The sequence below is a fragment of the Deinococcus cellulosilyticus NBRC 106333 = KACC 11606 genome (assembly GCF_007990775.1).
In the GTDB taxonomy this organism is placed as follows: Bacteria; Deinococcota; Deinococci; order Deinococcales; family Deinococcaceae; genus Deinococcus_C; species Deinococcus_C cellulosilyticus.
Genome location: NZ_BJXB01000010.1, coordinates 108,717 through 133,616 on the forward strand (window position 1 = coordinate 108,717; position 24,900 = coordinate 133,616).

The window sequence follows — 24,900 nt, forward strand, 5'->3', positions numbered from 1 at the left end:
GTACTGGGTCCACAGGTCCCCCTGGGAAGACGGGTTGTGGCTGATGGTTCATCACCTGACTTTCTCAGGCCGTGCCTTCAGGCCAGGGCCAGTGGGGCGGCCAGTCGGTGCTGGCCTGCCTGGGGTCGATGGATGGGCAGATGGGGCAATCGTCGTGGGGAGGCCAGTCCAGGCTTCCCGACCCCGACACCTGCTCGGTGTCTTCAAAGGGGCAGATCGGACAGCCGCCATGGGGAGGCCAGGGTTTCATGGTGTCTTCTCCAGCGGTCTGAACGGGCTGGGAAACCGTGTGGGCAGGCAGGGCGGCAACCATCAGGGTGAAAACCAGGGTGAGTCTGAGCAGGTGTTTCATGCTTGTTCCTCCGTTGATGCCACTGTAGCCTGAGGGGTGGGAATGATCTGGGAATCCTCAGATTCTCGGGTGAGAACCTGCGTTCCCAGCATCAAAAAGGCAGACCTGTGGCTTGTGGCCATGATCTGCCCTGTGTTTCTTGCAGGTCAGTGGGCTTTCACACCCAGATCGCGCACCTTCCTGACGACCACCGGGTCAAGCTCTTCGAAGAGCTCCTGCTCCATGACCGTCCGGTAATGCTCGAAAGCCTGCTGTGCGGCTGGAATGCCGCCAATGGCGTGGGCGGTTTCCATGACCCCCAGGTAGGCCCCCTGGTGGTACGGATCAATTTTCAGGATGCGGCGGTACAGGGTCATGGCTTCCAGCGGGTGCTCTCGCAGTTTCTCGGTGGCCAGTTTCAGCCCGATGTGAATGGTTTTCTCTCGGTATTCCTCGCGCAGCACGCTGGCCCATTCGGTCTCCACTTCGGGCAGGAAGTCTCCCCGGTACAGGTCCAGGGCGGCTTTCAGGTGCTCTGCAGAAGGCTGCTCCATGGCCTGCTGGATGGTGTGCAGGTCGAGTTGAAGTTGCAACTGGCCGGACAGGCGGTACACACTGCCATCGAAGGGCACCGGGTTGTCCACCTCCGGGAAAACCGCTTGCAGGTCTGCCCGCAGGCGTCGCACGGCCACCCGGAAGTAGTCATAATTTTTTTCCTCACTGGAGCCTTCCCACAGGGCGTCCACGATGCTGTCTCTGGTGGAGGGGCCATGCACGGCAAGCCACACCAGCACCTCCACACTGCGGGACAGGGAGATGCGCAGCACCTGACCGTCCCGCTCTGCCGCAAAGCCCCCGAGGGTGCGCAGGTTCAGCACGGGACCCTGAAGGGGTTTCGCAGGTGGGGTTTCTTCTGGTTTCACCTCCTGAGCAGAGAGGCGCAGATGCTGCTCCAGTTGCAGCACCGGTGAGGAGGTGCAGCCTGCCAGGGCCTGATCCAGACGGGATTGGATGGGGGTGGAATCTAGGCCCAGACGTTTTGCGATGTCCAGCATCAGTGCCAGGGCACGCACCAGGTACTGGCGCTCTGGTGGACGTTCAGTCACCTGTCTGAGAAGCGCAAAAGCCTCTTGAAGTTGTCCTGCCTGCAAAGCCTGCACCCCTTCAAAGAAAGGACGGTAGGTGCCATACAGCGGAACAGAGGCCCCGAGGCGCTCTGCCTCCTCCAGCGTCTGCTGAAAAAGTTCAGGCTTGCCCTGCCTGAGCAGCACATCGCACATGCGGTACTGGATCTGGGCGCAGAACAGCCTCAGACCCATGTCTTCCGCCTGTTTCAGGGCATCTTCCAGCAAGCCAAGTGCGGTGGTAAGCTCATCCTCCCAGAATTTCAGCGTGGCGTGACACTCGGTGATCTGGGGGAGGTACACGCTGCCTTCCTCCAGGGCCAGTCTGCGGATCTGTTGCAGATGGCTGCTTGCGGCCTCCATCTGGCCTTCCAGGCCCTCGATTTCTGCGAGCATCAGAAGCAGGGGGATGTTCTGGGCAGCAAGCCCGAGGCTGTCGTAAAGCCTCACTGCACGGGTCAGGACCTGTTTCTGCTCGGCATACCGCTCCTGGGCGAAAAGCAGGTACTGCTGCATGGTGAGGGCCATCCCGAGTTCATCGGGGGTGCCCCTTTCCTCGGCGTGTTGCAGCAGGGACTCCACTTCTGGCTCTGCTTCGCTGTACCGTCCCAGGGTCATCAGGGCAGAAGCCACCTGCCAGGAAAGCCTGGGGCACCTCTCTCCTGTCTGAAGACGGTTTTTCCCTTCCAGTGCCAGTTGCAACTGCTGCTCCGGGTTCCCCTGCCTTCCAGTGGCAGAGGCCAGAAAGGCGTACCCTTCCGGGGTCAACTTCCCCTGCCCACGCAAGCTTTCCAGCAGCACCCTGCCCTGCCGGATCGCTCCGGTCTGGATCAGGCTGTGGGCGAGCGTGATGGTCAGGGGGTGGGCACGACAGGATTCGGGGAGTTTTTCCAGCAGTTCCCTCAGGCGGCGGAAGTCTTTTTGCTGCTCCAGTTGCGGAACCAGCTGTTCCAGCACCCTCAGGGCATCGGTGTACCGTCTGGCCTGCAAGTAGGCATGATACGCCTGACCCTGTTCCCCCTGCCTTTCCAGCAGGGTGGCGGCCCGCTCACTGAGGACCTGCAGGCGCTCCGGGTCACGTTGCAGTTCTTTCCCGAGGTGACTGAGCAGCACCTGATGGGGTTTAAACAGGGCATTCCCCACTGGAGTGAGGGGCAGACCTGCATGCAGCAGGGTCTCCAGCCAGTCTTCTGGCAGTGGAATTTCCAGTTGCCTGACCACCTCCTCGCTCCACATCCGCACCACGGCCAATTCACACAGGGGTTTCTGCAATGCACGGGGCAGCCGACCCACCGCCTCTTTCACCAGATCGGTGGGGTGGTAATGCTGGGTGGCTCCGGCGGCATACAGGGCAATGCCCGCAGGCCAGCCTTCCAGTTGATGGTGCACCTGCTCCTGGGTGAAACGCAGGCCCCTCAGTTGCAAGAATGATGCTGTCTCCTCGGGGTGGAACGCCAGCTCATGGGTGTCCAGAATCAGAGCTGTTCCTTCAGCCAGAAAGCGCGCCAGACGCAGGTTTTCAGGGCCATAGGCGCAAAGAAGCACCCGGTGTCCCTCACCCACACTCCCCATGAAGGCATGCAGCCACTGCAGGGCCTCCTCGCCCATCAGGTCCACATCATCGAACACGAAATCCAGGTTGGTGTTCAGGCGGGAGAGTTCCGCTGCAAGCCGCCTTGCCGTGGTGGCCGCAGGAAGGGTGGTCGTAAACCCTGTTTGCACCTGCACGTCGGCCTGCTGGGCAGCCATCTGCAGCAGCATTTCACTCAGTTGCCAGGGGTCCAGTGCATCTTCCTTGCAACTCACCCACACCACCGGACGCAGGGTGGAACGGGCGTACTGGGCCAGCAGGGTGGATTTGCCGTAACCACTCGGGGCAAGCAGGGCCACCACCGTCACGTGCAGGGTCTCACTGAGTTTCTGGATCAGGTGGGGCCTGGCAAGCTCAAACCTGAGCGGTCTGGGAATCCAGGGGTGGGTCGGTGTCCCGGTCATGTTTCAGCATCCCTTTCACATTGAGACAGACCCTTGCATGGGGTCAGGTGCCAGCAGGTTTCATGGACCACAAAAATGATGTGTGACATGCGGATTCATTCAGGCACCACAGGACCATCAAATGGGAATGCATTACAGAGATCTTAGCGCAGCAGCATGTGAAAAAAACCCCACTGGTGGGGTAAGGGAAACCCTGTACACAACCAGAAGGGAAACTGAAGAGGGCTTTAGGGTCAGAGAGGGCTCAATTCAGGAGCGACCAGCAGCCCCAGCCTGCTCTTCAATTTGACCAGCAATCCCTTTGTAAAAGAGGTGGAAATTCCGAAATCCGGTGTCTGCAACGGAACATACAGGGTCACGGGTGCAGACGGCTCACTGGCATCTGCATTGTCAGCACACAGATTGAGCAACGCATCTCTGGTCCTTTCACTCTCCAGATTGGTGCCCAGCAAGGTCTGCACCGTGCGGTCTGTCAGGGACGCTGCTTTTGCCACCGTGCGGATGGTGTTCCTCTGCACCACGAAGGACCCCCCTTGCACCCCCAGGTTCACATACGTGTCGCACTCCACCGTGGAGAAAACCTTGTTGGTGGAAAGTTTGACCACGCTCAGGACTGCCTGCCCAACAAAGCCTTCCAGCGGAATCGCATAAACCAGACCTTTTTCATCCCCAGATGTGTACTGGGCGTAGTTCTCCGTTTTGCGCGCTGGATTCTCCTTCCAGTCGGACAGCTGGGCAGAAGCGAAACCACAAAACGCACAGGCAAGAAGCAAGAGTTTCTTCATTGCAACACCCTAGCAGCTTTGTGGCTCTGGCTCTGTGGCGAGGATCGGGGTGTGCAGCTTTGGACGCTGGACATGGAGGAAGGGCTGGACTATGGTTCATCCCCACGCCTGTGGGGATGCCCAAATGGCCCAACCTCAGGTGCCAGAGGATTGTCTCATGTTGTTGGAGAGACTGGATGTTTTCATTTGTGCAGTGGAAGGTGGTTTATTTTGAATTTTTGAAGCTCTGAAAATTCAAAATTTTGATCACTCAACATGCAGGGAAAGGGAGCCACAGCAAGTCATGTGGCTCCCCCTCAGTCTGTTCTTACCTGAGCTGTTCCAGAATCGTCGGGTCCTGAATCTGCCTGTCTTTTGCAAGCAGAAGCACTTTGGAGATCACTTCTGCAGTTTTGGGGTCGTTGTCCGCGAAGGGCAGGAAGATGCGGCCCCGGTGCTGGGAGTGCACCGGAATGATGCACAGTGCCCCTCCGGGATGACGGTGCACCGTGCCTGATCCCAGGTGGATGCTGTAATCGGCATGGTGGCCTTTGATCAGGGCGTGGGTGTTTTTCAATTCCACATTGTCGATTTTCAGCAGCCTGAGGGTTTCCTGGATCAGGCTGGAGCGCATCTCGACGGTGGACTGGCTCGCTTCGGGGTCCACGCCGCCAATGTGGGCCACAGAGACAATCAGGTCCACATCGCGCATCACCTCACTGAAAATGCGGGGTGGGACGCTGGAGATGGGCAGGGGTTCCCATTTGCCCCTTTCGGTGAAGACCACGTGGGAGACCGTGAGGCCTTCAATGTCGAGGGGGGTATAAAAGCCTTCCTGGAAGTACAGCCAGACGTTGAGGCCCTCGGTGTGGAAGGTCTTTCTTGCCCCTTCTTCGGGCACGGTGACCCAGTTGCGGGTTTTCAGGAGGGCCAGGGACTGTCTGGGGTTGAGTTGCTGGCCCTCATAACGGGTGCTTTTCAGGGCTTCCTGCTCGTGGGGAGCCGGGAGGTAGTACTCCCGGAAGATCTGCTTGAAGGGCTGCTGCACCTCATGCTCAAAGCAGTGCTTCTGCCACTCCCGCCACTGGCCGCTTTGCAAAAGGTCATGAGGGTGGGCGAGGCGGTAACCTTCGTCGGTCAGGGCGGTGCGGTTCTCCAGGTGGATAAAATCCATCCCATCTGAGAAACCCAGGTCCCGTTCTCCCCGCACCCACAGCAGGCTTTGCAGCATGGGTTTCACCACCGGATGGGTGTAGAGGGTTTGCACTTCCTTCAGGGTGAAGTGGTCTCCGCGCACCATCGCCTGCTCGAAAGCCTCCCGCATGCGGCTTTTTTGCTGCTCAAGGTTGCGTTTGCCTTCCGAGAGGGCCACCACTTCCGGGTGTTTTTTCAGGGCAGCGGGGATGCTCTTGAGGGCTTTCCCGGCCTTCTCAATGTGAATGCTGGGGGTGCCCTCCTCATCGACCTGCAATGTGAGGGTCACGTTCTCAATCGTGACCTGACGGCCCTGAAGCCCCTGCACTTCCAGCGTCTCCATCTGCCACATCAGGCGTTCCGGGTCGATGTAACCGGCACTGCGGGCGAGGTTGTGCAGCCCGATTCTGGCGGCCCTTTGCTCACTGGCCTGTTTCTGTGCCCCGAATTGCTTGCTTTCCTTGAGGAAGGCTTGCAGGACCTTGTAGCGGCTCAAAGTCTGGGTGTCACTGGTGGTCGGCAGCAGCCCGATGGCCCTCACGCTGTCCTGGTGGCGTTTGGTTTTGATGTTCTGCAGCAGGTCTTTCTCGTCGGCCTGTCCGAGGATGCCTTTGGCGTAAAGCTCTGCCCGTTTCTGCGCACCGGTGCTCGACAGGTAACGGGAGGCTTTCAGGAGTTCTGCGAAGCGTTTTTCACCAAGGCTTAAAATCACTTCCCTGAACCACTGCACGTCCACCGCCCCATCGAGCAGGTCCTGTGGGGAAAGCGGGGTGCGCTCTGCAATTTCAGCCTCCCACACTTCCCGCACCTGCTGGTCCACAAAGTACCCTGTGTCCTTGGTGTGGGCCAGCAGCCAGAAAATGGCTCCACTGAGTCCCGTCCAGCCGAGGTGCTTTTCCACAAATTCTGCCCATTGTGGCGCATAAACGGCAAGTTCCAGCAGCCTGGTGTTGCTGATGCTCAGGGCCTTCACCTGTTTTGAAAAGTCCTGCACCGTGTCTTCTGGGGCAGGGAAGGACACACGGATCAGGCGGGAGAAGACAGCCGTCTTGCTGAGTTCGTTCTGCACGTATCCCCGCGTCATGCTGTCCTTGCCGAGTCCAGCGAGCAATTTCAGTGTGTGCTCTGCCCCGTACACCGTTTTGATGTGGGTGGCCACCCGGCTTGCTGCGGTGGGCAGGTCGGTGCGGTCTTTCTCCACCTCCAGCACCCTTTCCCGGATGCGTTCCACGATGGGGGAGAGTTCAGGAAATTGCTCCAGCAGGGGGGCAGGCTTGCGGGAGGTCAGGTGTGAGAGGTCATGGAACTGGGTGCGGGGCTTCTCAGGATCATTGCTGTCCCAGCCGATCAGGATGTTCAACAGGTCGTGCTCACTGGCAAAGCCTTTCTTCCAGGCATGCACTGCAAGCGTGAAGTCTGGCAGGCTTTTGAAGAAATGCCTGAAGCCCCGGTTGTAACACAACGACAGGCTCCACAGGCGCTGGATCTGCTCGCTGCTGAAATCTTCGAGCTGAAAGGAGGCCAGATCACTGAGGTGGTCCATGCGTGCCCTGGGATCAAGCACCTCCCCCCGCTCGTTTCTGAGGGGTGCTGCTTCACGGTCAATCAGGCTCAGGTGGCTCTCGAAAGCGTCCAGCAGGAAATCAATGGCCCCTGAGGGCACCCCGTCTTTCTTCAGGAACTGCAGGATGTGCTCGATCAGGTGGCGCTTCAGACCCGTGGGCTGGGTGAGCTTTTTCAGCAGGGGGTGGCGCTCTTCTTCTTTTGAGCCGTCAAAGCCCAGTTTCTCGAACTGCCAGATCAGCTGGGTCAGGTCGTGATCCTGCGGGTTCGGGCGGGTCTCCCACCAGCGTTTCCACACTTCACCAAGGGGGAAGACCTCCTGCCTGGAAAGCTGGTGCGTCCAGCTGTACTCGAACAGGTTCCCCAGCACATAAGTCTGGCTCTCCCCGAAATAGTCTTTCAGGGTGATCTCGGTGTCCTTGTGGTGCTCGATCAGGCGGTTCAGCTCCAGCAGGTGACGGATCAGGCCCTTGCGGGCGTAATCCCGTTTGATCCAGCGGGGCTCTTGAAACCCTGAGAGCTTTTCTTCATCAAAGAGGCCCAGTCCGTTTTGCAAGGTCAGCTGCTCATCCGGGACCCTGAGGGCATCAAACAGCTGTGTCTCATTGGGATTTTTGGGGGTGAAGATCTCCAGCACCTCTGAAAGCAGCCCCTGCACTGCTTTTTCTGTTGTTTTATTGCGCACCAGCTGGGTGAGGAGGTCAAGCCCAGCCATCCTGAGGTCGGTTTTTTTCTCCTTCACCAGCCTGCCTGCCGACTGGGTGGTGCTTTCCACGGGCTGATTCAGGAGCAGCTGGGCTGCTTTCTGCCTGACGTCTGACCCTTTGCGGTTGAACAGGGCCTCAATGCTGAGGGTTTCTGTTTCGGTGAGGGTGCGTTTTTCAAGGGCTTCAAAGGCGCATCCCCGAACGAATTCATCGGTGCTGCCGAGGGATTCGACCACATGCTGTCGCAGAGGGCCTGCCTCCAGAGGCTCTTCTTTCAGGCCCCTGAGCAGGTAACCGTGGTGCCAGCTGTCCATTCCGGGTATGTGAGGCAGCAGGTCAGATTTGGGACGGTTCCCGAGCGCATTGGGCAGCAGGTTGAAGGCGGTGCTCCTGCCTGCAATGTAACCGAGCCACGGCCACAACAGGGGCTCCTGTTTGCTGTCTTTCGGCAGCCTCTCCCCGAGGGCAACAAGCTGTTCAAAGGCGTCTGCACCGAGATCCGCAGGTTCACTGCCATGCCCATAAGGAATGCCCATGGTGGCGATCCTGAGGTCCGGGTCCTGCATCAGGCGGCTGCGGTAAAGTCCAAATTCAGGGAGCCCGGTGGCCTGCATCACCTGTGCAGCAGCGTAGCGCCTTTCCACGTCTGCTTCAGAGAGCACCGTCTCACCAAGCTCCAGGGTCTGGCGGGCGTCTTTGAAGCCCACCGCCATCAGGGCGATGTACAGGTTCTGACCGTTTCCCTGCTCCAAGGCGTTTTGGAGTGACTGTTCGTCCTGCAGGAAAGTCAGGAAGGTCTGCAGGTGGGTTTCCAGCGTTTTTCGCTCGGTGACATCCATGTTGAAACCCAGCCACACCCCGACCGCCCGCATCACCGAGGAGAAACGCAGCAGGTCTTCAGAGAGGATCAGTTTCACCATGCGCACAAAAGCTTCAGGGTGCGCCTCATCGACGGTCTCCAGAATCACCTGCCTGAGGCCTTCTTGCCTCTGGGCCGCGAGCAGCAGTTTCTCGCAGTAGGTCCAGGCGTCTTCCCGGCTGCAGCTCAGCAGTGCCCGGGTGACGTGCCGACCCATCAGGCCAATGTCGTGCTCGGTAGAGGCGGTGTCTTTGAGGACCTGCAGCACCTCTTCATCCCCATGGTTGATGGCCGCTGCAAAGAGGTACCCCAGGATGTCCCCCTGGTAACTGCCAATGTGCCCGGCCCACACGACGAACCAGTGCAGGTTTTCTTCGTAATGCCGGGTCAGTTGCCAGAGTCCTTGCATCCAATGCCATTTCTTCTGCAGATTGACCCCGTGCCCCTGAATGCGAAAGGATTTGCGGGAGTACCCGATCTGGTAGGGGAGGGCATCCAGCATCTGCCATGTTCTTTCCACATCCTCTGCGATGCGGGGGAACAGGACCTGAAATACACGGGTGCGTTCTGCAGGGGTCATGGCAAAGAGGGTCTGGGGCAACTGTTTTTCAAGCTGGTGGTGTCTTTCGGTGCGTTTGTAATACGGAAAGGTGTGCAGGTCCAGAAAGTCCTGGGCAAAGGTTCGGGCGGGTTCTGCAGCCTGCTTTGCACGTGACTTGTAGGTTTCTTCCCATTTGACCTGCATGTCCTGCAGGGTTTTGTGTGCGTCTTCGGCCCGCATGTCAGCCGCCCACCAGAGGGGTCAGCCTCACGAACATCACCCGGGAGTTTTCCTCAAGGGTGAGGCTTTCCGAGAGGTCTTCGAGTTGTTTTTCACCCAGGAAAACATAATAGAGTCCGTCTTTGAATGCGGTGATGGCCACCTGTTGTGCTACTGCAACCTGCACCTGCTGTTGTTCTTCCAGGCCACCGGAGGTGATTTTTCCGTTTTCCAGGCCTTTTTGCAGGTCTTCTGGGGTCAGGAGTTTAAACAGCTGTCCATCTTTCTGTCTGGTGTTGAATTGTTCCACCTGGTCTTTCACCACCTCCTCAAGGAGTTCCTGCAGGGTCAGGGTGTCTCTGGAGAGGGTGAGGGTCAGGGGTTCAAAGGCTTTTTTTCGGCCCAGAATGCGGCTTTCCAGAATCATGTGGGTCACCTCGGAATGAAATCAATTGTAACATGAAGCATTATATTCTGTTTTTAACATAATTTCTAGATCTGTTCTGTCGAAGTGCGTTTTTGAATGTCCCAGATGCAGGGTGCCCCACTTGCAAAGCAGGGTACAAGGTGGGTCAGAGGCTGTGGTCATGGATTGAGGTCAGGAAGAAAAAGCACCCCATCGGTGTTCCTGAGCTCTTCTGGTTTGAGGGGAAAATGGGCCGGGTTTGCAGCGGTGTCTGTTCGTTCAGAAAGGGAAGATGCAAGCATGGGCAACAAATCGTGGGTGGCGTAAAGGGTGGCTGCACTGGCCTGCCTTTTCAACTGTCCCTCCACGGTGTCCTGTGCAGGCTCAGGCACCCCATCCGCCTGTCCCACTGCAGTGGCAATGAAGGCATAACTTTTCCCCAGTCGGGCCGACAGGTGCACCCCCACTGGGCACCATTCCAGACTGAGGACGCCTCTCTTCCACCGGTTGACCTGTCGCCCGAGGTGCTGGTTGTGCGCGAAAACCAGGGTCGGACCACGGGGCTTTTCACGCTCAAGAATGGAAAACAGGTTGTCGGTCATCATTTGATCCCTGAGGGTGAGGAGTCTCGCAAGGCGGTGGGGGGAATCGGTGGCCATCAGGGCATGGTAACGCAGCAGGCCCTGTGCGGCCCGGGCATGCAGGTGGGCATGCCAGTAGGCTTCCTGCTCCACTTGCAGGCGTGCCCCTTCGACCTCCAGCAGGGTCATCATTTCATCGGCCATCCAACGGAGTTCCCTGGCCTCTTTTGAGTTCCCGATGGACTGGGTGGGGTCCATGGCGGCGGCAGGGTTCGTCCAGTTTTCTTCCTCTCCACAGAGGTGCAAGAGGGTGTCTCTGTCGACGGTCAAATCAGGCACCCAGCGGGCCAGATGGTCATGCAGCACCAGCAGGGCATGACGGGGACCAGGGGCCCACATGGATTCGGTGGGGGCATCAAAGCCATAAAAACGCAACCTGTCCTCTTCTGACCGTCCAGTGTTGAATTCCCGCATCCACCGGATGAGTTCCTGGTTGGCCTCGAACTTGCCAAAATCATGGCTGAACCCGTGCTGCATGACGTCTTCAAAGTCTCCATCCCCACCAGAGATGTAGGCATCCACCTTCAGGCCTGCAATGAGGTCACTTTCAAGGGCAATGGACCGGTACCCATGATGCTGAACCAGAATCTGAAAAATTTGGTTGCGCCACAGGGGATAGGCCTGCTGGGTGTGGCTGGGTTCTCCCAGACCCAGCAGTCGAGGCGACTCAGGAAGGGTGTCCAGAAAGGACGCGAGGGCAGGACCTGGATCATTCAGGTCCCAGCCGATTTCAGGAAAAGTGGGTTCTGGCATGGCTTACTCCTTTGCCAGAGGGCGCCTGCTCTGGTCCCTCCATTGTTCCTGTGGGCTGCATGAGAAACCTTACGGGATTGCCTTCATAAAGTCTTTATTCTCTGGACAGGACGCTCGGGGACACCTGGAAAACGTGGTTGAGCACGCAGGTGTACTTCAGTGTCATACTATATTGACAGACTACATAATTAAACTATATAGTCAAGCTATGAAAACGAATGGAAACCTCAGGGAGATCCACCCATGAAACACCTCACCACCCTTCTGGTCCTCACCAGCACGTCAGCGTTCGCCCTTGCCCCACTGCCTGCCCGCACAGTCGGCACCACCTACCTTCAGGTGCCCCTCGAAGACCTCAAAGCAGAACTTCAACAACAGAACATCCTTGCCCGGACCACCCCCACAGAACTCACCCTCAACTTGAATGGCATAACCCTGCAGGTGCCCCTCACCCCCTACAACACCCAGGGAGAGCACTATTTCATCAACAACCTGCTGGACCGCATCCTGCAAAAACAACCTGTCCGCATCCAGGGATGGGACCAACTGAACGTCACCACAAAGGGACTCACCCTGACCCTGCAACCCACCGGTCCAGACACCAATTTCCGAAACTGGTACCGTGCAGCAGCAGAATTCTGGTTCACCAGATCCCGGCCTGGCAAAGACCACATGGTGCAGCAAAACCCCCAGGACCCAGAAGAACCCGTGGTTCTGCAAGGCGTTGCACCCAGCCTCAAGAACCGCATTCTGGTTGCTGTGGGAACCAATGCACAGGGCAAGGTGTTCAGCGATGCAAGCCCCATTGACACCACTGGACACTATGAACTGCAGGTGCCCTCCGCAAACACTCCAGGCAACGTGACCTTCATGGTCTTCACAGGTGCCTACATCTCCGGGGCGGCCAAACCCTTCGAGGTGCTCAAAGGCCAGCCTGTCAAATGACTCCACCCGGTCATTCCTGTTGATCTGGGTGCATCAAACCCTTTTCCCAGTCCATGCCCACAATTTGCAAGCCCCTGCACAGAGACTGGCAGCCACGCTGCAAGGTTCTGAATGTCTTCATCACGCCACATCCCATTGGAGGAACCCCATGTTGAAAGCCACCTTCACCCTTTTCCTGCTTGCCACACCCTCTTTCGCTTTTGCCCTGTCTGGCCCTGATTTTCATGTCAGCCCCACCAGCACCCGCCAGGAAGGTGCAACCTACCAGCCTTCTTCAGGACCCATGCCCTGCACGAAGAAGCTTCTCGGGACCACTTATGAAACGGCCACACCCAACGGAAAATGGCAGAATTTCCACTTCACCCTGGACGGGAGCTACACCGTGGAAACCCGGACCTGCATGTGGGGGGACGAGCGGGAATACGTGGTGGATGAAACCCCAGTCCAGCAGGGAGACACCACCCTCTGGTGCCCGACGGTCCGCAAAGGGCCTTTCAAGGAAGCGACCAACGTCTGGCCTCCCCGCCTGTTCACCGGGTCCACGCCGGAGATGTTCGTTTACTGCGGAAAATAAAACCTGGGGCCCCACCTGAAGTTCAGGTGCTTCATCTGCCCACGCCCTTCAAATCCCAGCCACGATCCTCTGGTAATTTTCTGGATCGGTGGCCCCTTCGGTGGACACCACCAGCAGGGTGCTGTCCCGGGTGATGCCCAGTTTTTCCCGTCTGGTTTCAGCCTGCGCTCCTGTCAGCAGGGCAAGAAGTCCAGCGGCCCCTGCGGCCCCGCTTTCCCCCGAAATGATCCCATCTTTGGCCAGCAGGCGCATGGCGTTCTGGGCACCTTCATCAGCCACAGCCACTGCCGCCTGCAGGCCCCCTTGCAGGTAAGGCCACGCCAGGGGAGAGGTGTTCCCGCAGTTCAGCCCAGCCATGATCGAATGGTGGGGTCCTGGAACTTCGGTGAGGGTGCCCTGCAGCAGGCTTTGCAGCACACAGTCTGCTGCAAGGGGTTCCACCCCCACCACTTTTGTTTTCCTGCCAGGAGTGCAGCAATGCTGGACCACCGCAGAAGCCAGGGAACCCACCCCCATCTGCACCGCGACCAGATCAGGAACAGTGGCCTGCAGGTCCTGCAGTTGACTGTCCACCTCCTGAAAGATGGTGCTGTATCCTTCCACCACCCATGCAGGGACTCGGGTGTAGCCCTCCCAGCTGGTGTCACTGATCACCAGGTGCCTGTCACTGGCCTGCTGTGCGGCCCTCTCCACCGCTTCATCGTAGGAGCCGTCAATGACCTCAAGCACAGCCCCTTCGGACACAATGGCTTCTCTGCGGGAGGGCACCATGTCTGCTGGAACCAGAATTTTTGCCTGCAAGCCCAGCCAGTATGCCATCCTTGCCACGGCCCTTCCGTGGTTGCCGTCGGTGGCTGCAATCAGGGTCACGGGAAGGTGGGGTTTCAGTTGTTTCGCCAGTTCACTGAGGGTTTCCCAGGCCTCAAAAGGGCCAAAGTGGGTTTCAAGCTCTTTGTAGGTGGCCCATGATGCCCCCAGAATCTTGTAGGCAGGGAGCCCCAGGCGGTTCTGTTCATCTTTGACCCACACCTGTTTGACGTCCAGTGACCGGGCCAGGGTGGGAGCAGAGACCAGTGGGGTGGCTCTGTATCCTGGGAGTTTCTGGTGAAAGTCCAGCACCTCTGCAGACACTTGGACGGGAAATGAGCGGGTCTCAGGGGCAAAGTAGAAACGCGGATTCTCCATCTCTTCAACCCTCTGCCTGACAGAATGTTTTGATGGTGCGGGTGAGCACTTCACAGCACTGTTCCACGGACTTCAGGTCCACCCACTCTTCGGTGGCGTGCGCTCCGGTGCCCGCAGGTCCAAACACCACCGTGGGGATGCCTGCCTGTTGCAGCAAAGCCGATTCCATCCAGAAGGTTTTCCCGGTGATTTCAGGGGTGTGCCCGAGGACTTCAGAGGCTTGCTGCTTCACGACCTGCACCATCTTCTCGTCTACAGGGACTTCAAAGCCGTCCCTGTGCAGGGTCATCCGGTGCTCTGCCCTGAACCTGGAGTCCTGACGTTGCAGTTCTGACAGGAGCGTTTCAAGCTCTGCTTGCACCTGTTCAGGGGTTTCTGCTGGAAGGGTGCGGCGCTCCAGTTGCAGGGTGCAGGTTTCCGGATAACTGGAAAGCTCCTGACCACCAGAAATCAGGGAAGCATGCACGGAACCGTGTCCCAGCAGGGGATGTGGGGTTCTGCTTTTGAGGTCACCTTGCCACTTTTCGATTTTTCCGAGCACCCGTCCCATGTGGGCGATGGCATCCACGCCCAGGTCAGGTCTGGAGCCGTGCGCAGCTTTGCCGAACGTGGTCACCTCATGCCAGGTGAAACCCTTGTGGGCAATGCACAGGGCAAGTTCGGTGGGTTCTGTCACAATGGCGGCATCTGCAGTGACGGTTTTCAGCAGGTGCTGCATCCCGATGCTGGCGTACTCTTCATCTGCCACGGCGGTGAGGATCACGTCTCCTTGCAGGGCGAGCTTTTTGGCCTGCACCAGAGCGACCATGCAGGCAGCGAGGCCACCTTTCATGTCGTACCCCCCACGTCCATACAGGCGACCATTTTCGATTTTTGGTGAAAAGGGGTCCTGCATGCCTGCTGTGCCCACCACATCCATGTGGGCGTTGAGCAGAAGTGTTTTGCCTCCCCCTGTGCCACGCACGCGGGCCACCACATTGAAACGTCCGGGAGAGAACTCCTCCCGCTGTGCTTCGATGCCCCTTTCCTGCAGCCAGTGCTGCACATAAGCCGAGATCTCCCGTTCTCCTTTGCCGTCTGGAACAAGGTCAGGGTTGGTGGAGTCGATGCCCACCAGTTGACAGAGCAGCTGCTGCAGGTCATCCATGGTGAGAGTAATATATCACATATCACTGCTGGCTCAGGATCAGGAGGTCTGGGTTTCCAGTTCCCGGGCGGCCCGTGTCACCTGATGGGCCAGTGCATCTGTGAAAGCATCGTTCAGTGGGGCGTTTTGCACCAGCAGGCGGTACCAGACCGGACCGAGGGCCAGGTCCACCAGGAAGGTTTCCTGTTCTTCAGTGAAGTGGGTGTGTTTGCGGCGGATGATGTCCCGCAACCTTGTGCGGCGTTTGATCAGGTGGCGCTCCCGCAGTTCTTTCAGGAAATCACTGTCCTGAAGGCCCTCGGCCATCAATGCCCGGTTGGTGACCCCGCAGTTGCTGTTCAGCAGGGTTGCGGTCTGGCGCAGGTACAGGCGCAGGTCTTCTTCGAGGCTTCCGGTGTCTGCTGCGGGCGGCATGCGGTTGGCATCATCGACAAAAGCGTCCAGAATCAGGTCCCGTTTGTTTTTCCAGCGGCGGTACAGGGTCTGTTTGGCGATGCCGGTGTGCTGGGCAACGGCTTCCATGCTGATGGCCGCATACCCGTGTTCGGTGAGGAGTTGCAGGGCTGCTTCTTTGGCGGCATCTGAGTGGGCGTTGTTGCGTGGGCGACCGATCGACATGTCTTCAGTGTATCACGGGCCAATTAACGATACGTGACGTTGCGTATTGACAATACGTGACGATGCGTATTTAATCTAATTATGCAACGGAGCGTCTCGAAAAATGATGCAAGACCCACTGGAACCGCCCTCTCGACCCTGTCACTCGCCTATTTCATGCTGGGCACCAGCACCCTCTCGGTGGTGGCCCTCAGCACCCCCATCAGCCATGACCTGCATGTCACCGGAGCCCAGACTGGACTGCTGGTCACGGCCTTCTCCCTGACTTTTGCCGTCTCTGCCCTGCTTTCCCCCTTGCTGGTAGGCCACTGGCCCCGCAAATGGCTGCTGCTGGGAGGCATTGCCTTGCTGGTGGTCGGTCTGCTGCTCGGTGCGGCAGCTCCCAGTTTTCCACTGCTGCTCCTCACCCGCATCATCGCCGGGATCGGTGGAGCCCTGCTGGGCCCCGTGCTTTCCGCCACGGCCAGCATGCTGGTCCCTCCCCAACAGCAGCAACAGGCGCTCTCCAGGGTCTTTTCGGGCTTCACCCTCTCCTCGGTGCTGGGCATCCCCTTCACCTCGGTGATCGGTCCTTTGCTCGGCTGGAGGGGCACCCTGCTCCTGCTCAGCGTGTTGCTGGTGGTCACAGCAATCCTCATCTGGAAGCTGGTCCCGCATATTGCAGGCGGAAACCGGGTGACCCCTGCCACCTACCAGCGGGTGTCCCGCACGCCAGGACTGTTCCCCGCTCTGGGCACCACCCTGCTGCAAATTGGTGGGGTGTTCGTGCTGTACGCCGTGATCGGCAGCTACCTGACCCAGCGTTTTGACAGCAGCCCCACCTGGATTTCTGCCACCTTCCTGGCGTTTGGCATTGCAGGGGTGCTGGGAAATGCCCTGGTGGGCACCCTCAATGCCCGCCTCGGCAACAACCGGATGCTGCTGCTCGGGCTTGCAGGTGGGGCTTTTGCGATCCTCACCCTGCTCCTCGACCCTGCAGTTCCCCTTGCAGGACTCCTCAGTTTCATGGTGCTGTCCTTCTTTGCGCAGATGTTCCAGACCCCCCAGCAGGAACGCATGATCCGTCTGAATCCCGCAGAGCGCAACCTGATGCTGGGCTTCAACTCCGCCACCGTCTACCTCGGAATCAGCCTCGGTTCGGGCCTCGGCAGTCAACTTCTGGCAACCCTGGGCAGCCAGTGGCTTGCCGCTCCAGCGCTGCTCATGATGCTGGGAGGGCTTCTCCTCACCATGACTGTGGTGCGAGCCAATCGCAACAGGGCTGCAGCGGTGGATGCAGCTGCCACCGACTGAACGCAGGATCACGCAAAAGCCAGCTCCGAAAGAGGGGCTGGCTTTTGTGCTGTCAGGAGGGCAATCCTCAGGATGGGCCTGAGTTGTGCACAAAATAAGGTTTCTGACAGATCAGGCGGGGTATAAACGGTTTGAACCCAGTCAAACATCCAACCACTTCCCGGAGACCTGCATGGACCACCAGACCCCCACCATTGCCATCCTCACCGACTGGATCGGACCCTTCCAGAAGACTGTGCTGGGTGCCCTGCAAGAGACCCTCAATGCAGCAGGGGTGGGCACCGTCACCTACGTGGGTCGGGAAGTGCACCATCCCAACCCCATTTATGGCACCAGCAACGACATCTACCACCTGTTTGACCCACAGGCACATCAGGCGGTCTTCGTGCTCACCTCCACGCTGGGCAATCACAGCATCGATCAGGAGCTTCTTGCTTTCATGCAGCCGTTCTTGCAGCTTCCGGTGGTGGGCTTCGGGCGGAAATTGCCGGGCATCCCCACAGTGCGCCTCAGCAACAGAAGTGGCATGCAGGAACTGATGGAGCACCTGCTGATCGAGAGGGGATACCAGAATTTCGTCTTCATGCGTGGGCCTGAAGACAACCCCGAATCCATTGAGCGGGAAGAGGTGTTCCGGGAGGCCCTGCGCCAGCATGGACGGGAGTTTCAGGAGGACCACTGCCTGAATGGAGCGTTTTACCCTCCCACCGCGAGACACGTCATGATGCACTTCCTGGAAGCAGGCCACCGGGATTTTGATTGTGTGGTCTGTGCCAACGATGAAATGGCCCTCGCGGTGATGGGGGTGCTCGAAGAACACGGTCTGCATGTCCCTCAGGACGTGGCGGTGGTGGGTTTTGATGACATCGAGATGGGGCAGTTTGGTTCCTCACCCCTCACCACCGTGCATCAACCTGTCTCCGAGATGGCAAAAGTGGCGGCCCGGATGCTGCTGGCGATGCTACAGGGCATGCCCCAGGAGGACGTGCTGGTTCCCTCCAGACTGGTGGTCCGGGAGTCTTGTGGCAGTGCAGGAAAACGGCCAACCCAGGTGGCCCCTGTGGAACAGGGTGAAACCGAGAGAACCCTGCACCAGTTGTTCCTTTCAGACCTGGAAACCGCAGGGGAGGTGTTTCTGCCCGCCTGGAAGAAAGCGCTGGAGGAGATTCGCACGGCTGCAGAACTCGAGCGCCACCAGCAGTTGCTGCTCCACTGGAGCGTTGACCTGCAGCACCTGCAAGCCGCCCAGCAGCAACGGGCACTCGCTCTGGGATTGCAGGCCAGCCATCTGGTTTCTGAACGCATCCTCAGGCTGGAAACCCGGCACACGGTGGGGCAACTGCAGTACACCCGGCACGTTTCCCATGTGGGCACTTCGATGGGAGCACATGACACCCTGGAAGGCCTGCTGGATGAACTCAAGCACAGCCTTCCCTCGATTGGACTGCACTATTTCATGCTGGCCCTCTACGACCACTATGGACCCACCCCGGGTTCACGGCTGAAAATTCACCTGAGCAGTGGAGGCGTGGGCACGGAAGGGGATGTACTGGAGACCCGTGCCTTGCTTCCGGGTTATTTGCTGCAGCGTCCACTTCTCAACTGGCAGGTCCACCCGATTTACGTGAATGACGAACATTATGGCTGTTTCATGATGGTGGAACCGCAAGGCTGGGGAGGAGATGAGGAACTGCTGCGCTATCTGGTGACCCGCAGCATCCACCACATGGTGAAAACCCGCGCGCTGATCCGGCACTCTGAGGAACTGGAGCAGCAGGTGCAGGATCGCACCCGGCAACTGGAGGAGGCCAACCGGGAATTGCGCCGCAGTTTGCTGCTGGATGGCCTGACCCGTGTGTACAACCGCTCGGCGTTTGACGATTACCTCAGGCGCATGTGGAAGGAACACCAGCGTTCCGGCCAGAGCCTGTCGGTGATCATGTGCGATGTGGATTTCTTCAAGAAGTACAACGACGCCTGCGGGCACCTTGCCGGAGATGACTGCCTGCGTGCCATCGCACAGGCCCTTTCTCAGGCGGCCTACCGACCTGGAGACATGGTGGCCCGCTATGGTGGAGAAGAATTCGTGGTGGTGCTCCCTGATACCACTGCAGAAGGGGCAAAGCACGTTGCAATGCGCATTCAGGAGACAGTGGCGGCCCTGAAACTCCGGCATCCGGCTTCAGAGGTGTCTCCCCACATCACCTTGTCCATGGGGGTGAAGGCCCATGTTCCCCGTGCAGGGGAGGACCCCATGCAACTGGTGCATGCGGCCGACCAGGGGCTGTATCACTCCAAACGACTCAGGCGAAACTGCATCACGGTGCTGTGATTCTGCTGCCCTCAGGTTCAGAAGGCTGTGCTGGAGAGGGAAAGCCTGTCCCGGGCTTCTGTTTCGAGTTCCTGCAGTTCTTCAAAGGTCCCCGGGTAGGTCTGGTGAATGCCTGCTTTCACCTCTTCGCGAATCTTTTCGATGCGCTCCAGGGCAAGGTCTCCCTTGTTTTCTGCGGTCAGGGTGACCACCTCCACCAGCGCCTGAAACAGCTGGGGCCACCACTCAGGACAGGGGCTGTTCTGCAACTCCCTGGCACGCTGTGGATTCTCAAGGTGTCTGGCCTGCACGTAGGCCTCTGACCAGTCGCTCACGCCCCCCCAGGCTTCAGGGTCTGCCAGGGTTCGGAAGGTTTTGAGGGTGTCCATCGCTTCGGGGATTTTTTTGTGGGACACCTGGTGGTGGTGCAACATCCACAGCAAACGGGTGATCAACTGGGGGTGTTTTGCCTGGTGTGCAGCTTTTTGCAGGGGTTCAAGGGGAATGTCTTCTGCCCGGACGCGCCTGAGCAGGGACTGCATGCAGTACAGCACCATCAGGGGTTCGGCGTCTGTGCGAAACTTCCAGAGGTTCCACAGAAACCAGCCATCATGGGTCATGTGTTCGGTCTGCAGGGGATACAGGTTCCACAGGATGCTGTACACGCTGTAAATGGCCAGACATCCCCACAGGACCTGCGGCACTCCGGAGGTCAGCGAGAACCCTGTGGTGGCGACCAGCAAAGTGAGAACATCCATGACCACGCCTGCTGTCCACAGCCACACATACCTCGGCGCCAGACGACCCTGCAGCATCTGGAGGGTGGTTTCTGCTGTCACCATGCCCTGATAACCCCTGGGAGGTGCTTTCCACCTGAGCCTCCAGCCTTCTTCCTCATGGATGACCAGCACATGAAAAACCTGAATGGAGGTCACCTGAAACCCCTGGTGTCTGGCGGCCAGAAGGTGCCCCAGTTCATGCAGGGTGGTGCACAGCAGTGCACAGATCCAGGTGATGAAGATCATTGCGGGCACTTCCAGGCCATGTGTAGGTCCCAGGCTGCTGAGGGTCTTCTGCACGCCGGGTTGCATGAACATCGCTATGTAAAGGGGCACAGTGATCAGGTAGACAAGATAAATCAAGGCGTCCTCCAGAATTCCAATGCTGTAGCCAGACGGTCATTTTTTCATGGCTGATTGCTTTATGGTAGCTGAAAAAGAGCAGACCTGATCGAATAAAGGGAGCTCTGTGAAAAGCATAAACTTTCACCAATCCATGTTCGAATGTGTTCGATTTTTTTCAGGGTGCCTCAATCACCTGCACCTGACGCTCCTGCATGAACGCCCGGGCCTCATCAGGAGCCTGATCGGTGATCCACAGGTCCACGGCGTCCACCGGGGCGAACGTGGCAAAACCCAGGTTTCCCCATTTGCTGTGGTCGGCCATCAGCACCTTCTGGTTGCTGCGCTTCAGGATTTCTGACTTCAGCTGGGCCTCGATCAGGTTGGTGTTGGTGAGGCCGCTTCTGGGGTGGATGCCACACGCCCCCACAAAAAACACGTCGTAATTGTACTTCTGGATCATCTGGATGGCGTCCGGACCCACCAGACTGAAGGTGCCCTGGTAGGCTTCTCCTCCGATCAGGTACAGGCGGCATTCGCTGTGCAGTTCATAGGCAATGTTGATGGCGTGGGTCACCACATAAACCGTGCGGGCCAGTTGTGGATCGGCTTTGAGGGCCAGGGCCAGTTGAATGGCGGTGGTTCCCGCGTCAATGTAGATGGTCTGCCCGGGCTGGATGAGCTCCCTGGCTTTCAGCCCGATGCGCTCCTTGGGGCCTCTGGAGAGCTTCTGGCGCTCCTGGTACTGCATGTCCATGCTGTTGAGGGTGGCTCCCCCATGCACCTTCTTGATGAGCCCTCTGGCCGCGAGGGTGTCCAGGTCCCGGCGGATGGTCATCTCGCTGGTTTTCAGCTGTCGGGCCAGTTCGCTGGTGCGGCAGGAGCCTTTTTCCACCAGCAGTTTGAGGATGGTTTGCAGGCGGTCTTCTGCGAGGGGGAGGGTCATGCTTCTGTTTTACCAGAAAATGGCCAGTTTTGTGCGAATTTGTGTCCTTTAAAAACCCGTGCAAACGCACATTGTGAAGACAATGGCCTGTGAAAGCATCAAAGTACCCGGTTTTCGCTCAGGATGCAGCAAGGTGAGGATGTGCGAATGGCTTGCAAACCGCACATCCTCACCTTATAATCAAACAAAATCGAACAATTCCAAAAGCGTCCGATCAGATCCTTTCCTGTCCCCACAGGATTCCCCTGCCCCAGAGGTTCCCATGCTTCAACTGAAAAGAGAAGATGTCTTGCTGGCTGCCCACGCCAGCACCCAGCGTGATGCCATCGAGCAGGTGGCGGCCCTGCTCGCCCAGAACGGCTTCATTGATCCTGCTTATGCCCAGAGCATGCTGGAACGCGAACAGACCGCCACCACCTACCTGGCCCACGGGGTGGCCATCCCCCACGGCCTGCCCCAGCACCGCAGCCTGGTGCACAAAACTGGACTTGCCGTGCTGCAGATCCCCGAAGGGGTGCAGTGGGGACCGGAAAAGGCCCACCTCCTGATTGGCATTGCCTCCCAGTCCGACGAGCACCTCGAAATCCTGCGCCGACTGACCCGCGTGCTCGGCGAAGCTGAAAAAATCCGTGCCCTGCACACCACAACAAGCCCCGAGGACATCATCGAATTCCTCACCGGAAACCGCCCGGAGCCTGAAGCAAAAGGCCTCCCCGATTTCCCTGAAGGCTTTGAGGTGGTGCTTCCCAACCCCACCGGGATGCACGCCCGGCCTGCCCGCAATCTGGTGGAACTCGTCAGCACCTTTGATGCCCAGGTGCGCATCCGGGCCGGGAACCGCACTGCGGAAGCCAGCAGCATGATGGATTTGCTGGGCCTCGGGGCCAGCCGTGGCACCCTGCTGCATGTCAGCGCACAGGGCAAAGATGCTAAAAATGTGCTCACACGCCTGAAGAAAGCCATTCTGGAAGGCCTCGGAGACGACCTCACCGAGCCTGTCACCGAAACGTCCCACCCGGCATTGCACTTCCAGGCCAGCAGCGGGCTGCAGCTCCAGGGCCTCGCGGCATCGGTGGGCCTTGCCATCGGGGAAATCCACCAGCATCGGGTCTTGCACCTGCAGGTGGAGGACACCCCCGCTGACATGGCCGATGAAACCGAAAAGTTGCAAAAAGCCCTCGATCAGGCACAATCCGAACTGCTCGACCTCGCAGAAGGGGTGCGTCACCGTCTGGGCTCCGGCAAGGCCGAGATCTTTCAGGCTCAGGCCAGTCTGCTGGAAGACCCGGCCCTGATCCAGCAGGTGGTCAGCACCATGCTGCAGGGGCACAGTGCCGCCTGGGCGTTCCAGCAGGTGCTCAATGAACGCATCGGTCAGCTGAAAAAACTCGATGACCCGGTGCTCGCTGCCCGGGCGGTGGATTTCAGCGACGTGAAAGACCGGGTGCTCGGTCACCTGCTTGGGCAGATCAACCAGAGCACCCTGAAACTGGACCGCCCGGTGGTGCTGATCGCAGAGGACCTCACCCCCAGCGACACCGCCATGCTCGACCCCGATTTGATTCTGGGTTTCTGCACTGCGGTGGGCGGCCCCACCTCCCACTCGGCCATCCTGGCCCGCAGCCTGGGGATTCCTGCTGTGGTGGGTGCAGGACGGGACGTGCTCAGCATTCCTGCTGGATCGAAAAGCATTCTGGATGGGTTTTCCGGGACACTTTACGTGGAACCCAGCGCAGAAGACATCCGTGAAGCCCAGACCACCCTGCGCAACTGGCAGGAGGAACTTGAAGTGGCCCGCGCGGCCCGCCACCAGCCTGCCACCACCACAGACGGGGTGAGCATTGAAGTGGCCGCCAACGTCAACCGCGCTTCCGATGTGCCTGCCGCCCTGGAAAACGGAGCCGAAGGGGTGGGCCTGATGCGCACCGAGTTCCTGTTTCTGGAAAGCGACCACGCCCCCTCCGAAGAAGAACAGTACCAGGCCTACCGCCAGATGGTCGAAGCCCTGCAGGGCAAACCCCTGATTGTCCGCACTCTGGACATCGGCGGAGACAAGGAAGTGGGTTACCTGGGTCTGGAGCGGGAGGACAACTCCTTCCTGGGCATGCGTGGCATCCGGCTGTGCTTCCAGCGCCCGGACCTGTTTTTGCCGCAACTGCGCGCCATTTACCGGGCGGCCCGGCATGGACCCCTCAAAATCATGTTCCCGATGGTCTCCACCCTGGAGGACTTCCAGAAGGCCCGTGACCTTGCAGAAGGGGTGCGCGTGGAAGTCGGTGCACCGAAAGTGGAGCTTGGCATCATGATCGAGGTGCCCTCTGCAGTGATGCTCGCCGAAGAACTTGCCAGAGAGGTGGATTTCTTCTCGATTGGCACCAACGACCTCACCCAGTACACCCTGGCGATGGACCGCCTGCACCCGGAGCTCGCCCACCAGGCAGACGGATTGCATCCCGCCGTGCTGCGCATGATCGACCACACCGTGCAGGCCGCCCGCAAACACGGCCGCTGGGTCGGGGTGTGCGGAGGGATCGCCGGAGATGTGGAAGGGGCCCTGATCCTCACCGGACTGGGCGTGAGTGAGCTGAGTGTGGCCACCCCGGCGGTGCCCACCATCAAAGCCACCCTGCGGGAAAAAAGCCACCAGGACCTCGTGCAGCTTGCCCAGAAGGCCCTCAGGTGCCAGACCGCCAGGGAAGTGAGGGGCCTCTTGTGAAGGTGGTCACCGTCACCCTCAACCCTGCCCTGGACCTCACCGTGCGCAGCGACCACCTGCAGATCGGTCAGGTGAATCAGGGCCAGGACATGCAGCTGAACCCCGCTGGAAAAGGGGTCAATGTGGCCTCGATACTTGCAGACTGGGGTCTACGTGTCACCGTCACCGGGCTGCTCGGTGAGGAGAACAGTGAAACTTTCGAGCGTCTGTTTGCAAAAAAAGGCATCGCAGACCACTTCATTCGCATTCCCGGAAGCACCCGACTGGGCCTGAAAATTGTCGATGAAGCCCGCCAGGAGACCACCGACATCAACCTGAAAGGGATTCAGGTGGCCCCCCCCCAGGTGGAATCACTCAGGAAAAAGGTTCTGACCCTCGCTGAAACCCATGACCTGTTCGTGCTGGCCGGGAGCCTCCCTCCGGGTGCTCCAGAAGACCTGTACTTCACCCTCATCCGGGATTTGAAGGCCCTCGGGAAGAAGGTGGTGCTGGACACCAGTGGTCGCCCACTGGAACTTGGCCTGAAAGCCAGACCCACTGCAGTGAAACCCAACCTGCATGAACTGTCCCAGCTCACACAGAAAACCCTGAGCACCCCTGAGGATGCACTGGACGCCGTGAAAAGCCTGCAGGGTCTGGAGTGGCTGGTGGTTTCGATGGGAGAACAGGGGGCACTTTTCTTCCACGAAGGAGAAGCCGTGCACGCCATTCCACCCAGGGTGGTGGTCAAAAGCACCGTGGGGGCTGGAGACGCCATGGTGGCCGGACTGGTGGCCGCCCTGCATGAGGGTCTGGAGGTGCAGGAGGCTGCACGTCTGGCAACGGCTTTCTCGGCGGGCAGCATTCAGCAGATTGGCGCGAACCTTCCTGAGGCAAATGTCTTGCAGGAATTGCAAAGTCACGTTCAAGTGGTCACCCTCGCCTCCGGGCGGGTCTGAGGAGGATTT

Annotated in this window: 17 protein-coding genes; 6 read left to right on the forward strand and 11 right to left on the reverse strand. The window is 59.0% G+C overall.

Annotation, left to right across the window (positions count from 1 at the left end; genetic code table 11):
• Positions 1-64: 64 nt before the first annotated feature.
• From DC3_RS12460 to DC3_RS12485, 6 genes are all read right to left on the reverse strand, one after another.
• Complete coding sequence (locus DC3_RS12460; protein ID WP_146884746.1) at positions 65-352, reverse strand: hypothetical protein; 288 nt, start codon at positions 350-352, stop codon at positions 65-67.
• 146 nt (positions 353-498) lie between these two features.
• Positions 499-3,450 carry an AfsR/SARP family transcriptional regulator gene (locus DC3_RS12465; RefSeq protein WP_146884748.1) on the reverse strand — a complete coding sequence of 984 codons (2,952 nt, stop codon included), beginning with the start codon at positions 3,448-3,450 and terminating at the stop codon, positions 499-501.
• 233 nt (positions 3,451-3,683) lie between these two features.
• Positions 3,684-4,235: a hypothetical protein gene (locus DC3_RS12470; protein WP_146884750.1), complete on the reverse strand. Its 552-nt coding sequence runs from the start codon at positions 4,233-4,235 to the stop codon at positions 3,684-3,686.
• Between the two features lie 307 nt (positions 4,236-4,542).
• Positions 4,543-9,318 (reverse strand): DUF4132 domain-containing protein, encoded by a 4,776-nt coding sequence (locus tag DC3_RS12475; RefSeq protein ID WP_146884752.1) that lies wholly within the window; start codon positions 9,316-9,318, stop codon positions 4,543-4,545.
• 1 nt (position 9,319) lies between these two features.
• Positions 9,320-9,724, reverse strand: a complete 405-nt coding sequence (locus DC3_RS12480; RefSeq protein ID WP_146884754.1) for a hypothetical protein — start codon at positions 9,722-9,724, stop codon at positions 9,320-9,322.
• 158 nt (positions 9,725-9,882) lie between these two features.
• Positions 9,883-11,097 carry an erythromycin esterase family protein gene (locus tag DC3_RS12485; RefSeq protein WP_146884755.1) on the reverse strand — a complete coding sequence of 405 codons (1,215 nt, stop codon included), beginning with the start codon at positions 11,095-11,097 and terminating at the stop codon, positions 9,883-9,885.
• A 243-nt stretch (positions 11,098-11,340) separates the two neighbouring features.
• Between DC3_RS12485 and DC3_RS12490 the strand changes: the two genes are divergently transcribed.
• Together DC3_RS12490 and DC3_RS12495 are read left to right on the forward strand one after the other, a co-directional pair.
• The gene (locus DC3_RS12490) at positions 11,341-12,042 is read left to right on the forward strand and encodes a hypothetical protein (protein ID WP_146884757.1); all 702 of its coding nucleotides are present in this window, start codon (positions 11,341-11,343) and stop codon (positions 12,040-12,042) included.
• Between the two features lie 148 nt (positions 12,043-12,190).
• On the forward strand, positions 12,191-12,616 hold the full coding sequence (locus tag DC3_RS12495) for a hypothetical protein (protein WP_146884760.1): 426 nt from the start codon (positions 12,191-12,193) through the stop codon (positions 12,614-12,616).
• A 48-nt stretch (positions 12,617-12,664) separates the two neighbouring features.
• Here DC3_RS12495 and DC3_RS12500 read toward each other — a convergent pair whose 3' ends face one another.
• The 3 genes from DC3_RS12500 to DC3_RS12510 are packed head-to-tail and all read right to left on the reverse strand — an operon-like array spanning position 12,665 to position 15,566.
• On the reverse strand, positions 12,665-13,801 hold the full coding sequence (locus DC3_RS12500; RefSeq protein ID WP_146884761.1) for a diaminopropionate ammonia-lyase: 1,137 nt from the start codon (positions 13,799-13,801) through the stop codon (positions 12,665-12,667).
• Positions 13,802-13,805: 4 nt separating this feature from the next.
• The gene (locus DC3_RS12505; RefSeq protein ID WP_146884763.1) at positions 13,806-14,948 is read right to left on the reverse strand and encodes an ArgE/DapE family deacylase; all 1,143 of its coding nucleotides are present in this window, start codon (positions 14,946-14,948) and stop codon (positions 13,806-13,808) included.
• Positions 14,949-14,987: 39 nt separating this feature from the next.
• Positions 14,988-15,566, reverse strand: a complete 579-nt coding sequence (locus tag DC3_RS12510; RefSeq protein ID WP_146884765.1) for a TetR/AcrR family transcriptional regulator — start codon at positions 15,564-15,566, stop codon at positions 14,988-14,990.
• Positions 15,567-15,647: 81 nt separating this feature from the next.
• On the opposite strand from DC3_RS12510, the gene DC3_RS12515 reads away from it, so the two are divergent.
• Complete coding sequence (locus DC3_RS12515; protein WP_146884767.1) at positions 15,648-16,859, forward strand: MFS transporter; 1,212 nt, start codon at positions 15,648-15,650, stop codon at positions 16,857-16,859.
• A 172-nt stretch (positions 16,860-17,031) separates the two neighbouring features.
• Positions 17,032-19,191 (forward strand): diguanylate cyclase domain-containing protein, encoded by a 2,160-nt coding sequence (locus DC3_RS12520; RefSeq protein WP_146884769.1) that lies wholly within the window; start codon positions 17,032-17,034, stop codon positions 19,189-19,191.
• A 17-nt stretch (positions 19,192-19,208) separates the two neighbouring features.
• Here the strand turns inward: DC3_RS12520 and DC3_RS12525 are convergent, their stop codons facing one another.
• Both DC3_RS12525 and DC3_RS12530 read right to left on the reverse strand, forming a co-directional pair.
• Complete coding sequence (locus DC3_RS12525) at positions 19,209-20,312, reverse strand: zinc metalloprotease (RefSeq protein WP_146884770.1); 1,104 nt, start codon at positions 20,310-20,312, stop codon at positions 19,209-19,211.
• Between the two features lie 157 nt (positions 20,313-20,469).
• Positions 20,470-21,237: a DeoR/GlpR family DNA-binding transcription regulator gene (locus tag DC3_RS12530; protein ID WP_146884772.1), complete on the reverse strand. Its 768-nt coding sequence runs from the start codon at positions 21,235-21,237 to the stop codon at positions 20,470-20,472.
• A gap of 262 nt (positions 21,238-21,499) precedes the next feature.
• On the opposite strand from DC3_RS12530, the gene ptsP reads away from it, so the two are divergent.
• A complete protein-coding gene (gene ptsP, locus DC3_RS12535; protein WP_146884774.1) occupies positions 21,500-23,953 on the forward strand; it encodes a phosphoenolpyruvate--protein phosphotransferase in 2,454 nt (817 codons plus the stop codon).
• Complete coding sequence (pfkB, locus tag DC3_RS12540) at positions 23,917-24,891, forward strand: 1-phosphofructokinase (protein ID WP_246130650.1); 975 nt, start codon at positions 23,917-23,919, stop codon at positions 24,889-24,891. The genes ptsP and pfkB overlap by 37 nt, the downstream gene beginning before the upstream one ends.
• Positions 24,892-24,900: the final 9 nt, after the last annotated feature.

Bases quoted from the DNA above. Each gene is read 5' to 3' on its own strand.
- DC3_RS12460 (WP_146884746.1), bottom strand. From the start codon at position 352: ATGAAACACCTGCTCAGACTCACCCTGGTTTTCACCCTGATGGTTGCC.
- DC3_RS12465 (WP_146884748.1), bottom strand. From the start codon at position 3,450: ATGACCGGGACACCGACCCACCCCTGGATTCCCAGACCGCTCAGGTTT.
- DC3_RS12470 (WP_146884750.1), bottom strand. From the start codon at position 4,235: ATGAAGAAACTCTTGCTTCTTGCCTGTGCGTTTTGTGGTTTCGCTTCT.
- DC3_RS12475 (WP_146884752.1), bottom strand. From the start codon at position 9,318: ATGCGGGCCGAAGACGCACACAAAACCCTGCAGGACATGCAGGTCAAA.
- DC3_RS12480 (WP_146884754.1), bottom strand. From the start codon at position 9,724: ATGATTCTGGAAAGCCGCATTCTGGGCCGAAAAAAAGCCTTTGAACCC.
- DC3_RS12485 (WP_146884755.1), bottom strand. From the start codon at position 11,097: ATGCCAGAACCCACTTTTCCTGAAATCGGCTGGGACCTGAATGATCCA.
- DC3_RS12490 (WP_146884757.1), top strand. From the start codon at position 11,341: ATGAAACACCTCACCACCCTTCTGGTCCTCACCAGCACGTCAGCGTTC.
- DC3_RS12495 (WP_146884760.1), top strand. From the start codon at position 12,191: ATGTTGAAAGCCACCTTCACCCTTTTCCTGCTTGCCACACCCTCTTTC.
- DC3_RS12500 (WP_146884761.1), bottom strand. From the start codon at position 13,801: ATGGAGAATCCGCGTTTCTACTTTGCCCCTGAGACCCGCTCATTTCCC.
- DC3_RS12505 (WP_146884763.1), bottom strand. From the start codon at position 14,948: ATGGATGACCTGCAGCAGCTGCTCTGTCAACTGGTGGGCATCGACTCC.
- DC3_RS12510 (WP_146884765.1), bottom strand. From the start codon at position 15,566: ATGTCGATCGGTCGCCCACGCAACAACGCCCACTCAGATGCCGCCAAA.
- DC3_RS12515 (WP_146884767.1), top strand. From the start codon at position 15,648: ATGCAACGGAGCGTCTCGAAAAATGATGCAAGACCCACTGGAACCGCC.
- DC3_RS12520 (WP_146884769.1), top strand. From the start codon at position 17,032: ATGGACCACCAGACCCCCACCATTGCCATCCTCACCGACTGGATCGGA.
- DC3_RS12530 (WP_146884772.1), bottom strand. From the start codon at position 21,237: ATGACCCTCCCCCTCGCAGAAGACCGCCTGCAAACCATCCTCAAACTG.
- ptsP (WP_146884774.1), top strand. From the start codon at position 21,500: ATGCTTCAACTGAAAAGAGAAGATGTCTTGCTGGCTGCCCACGCCAGC.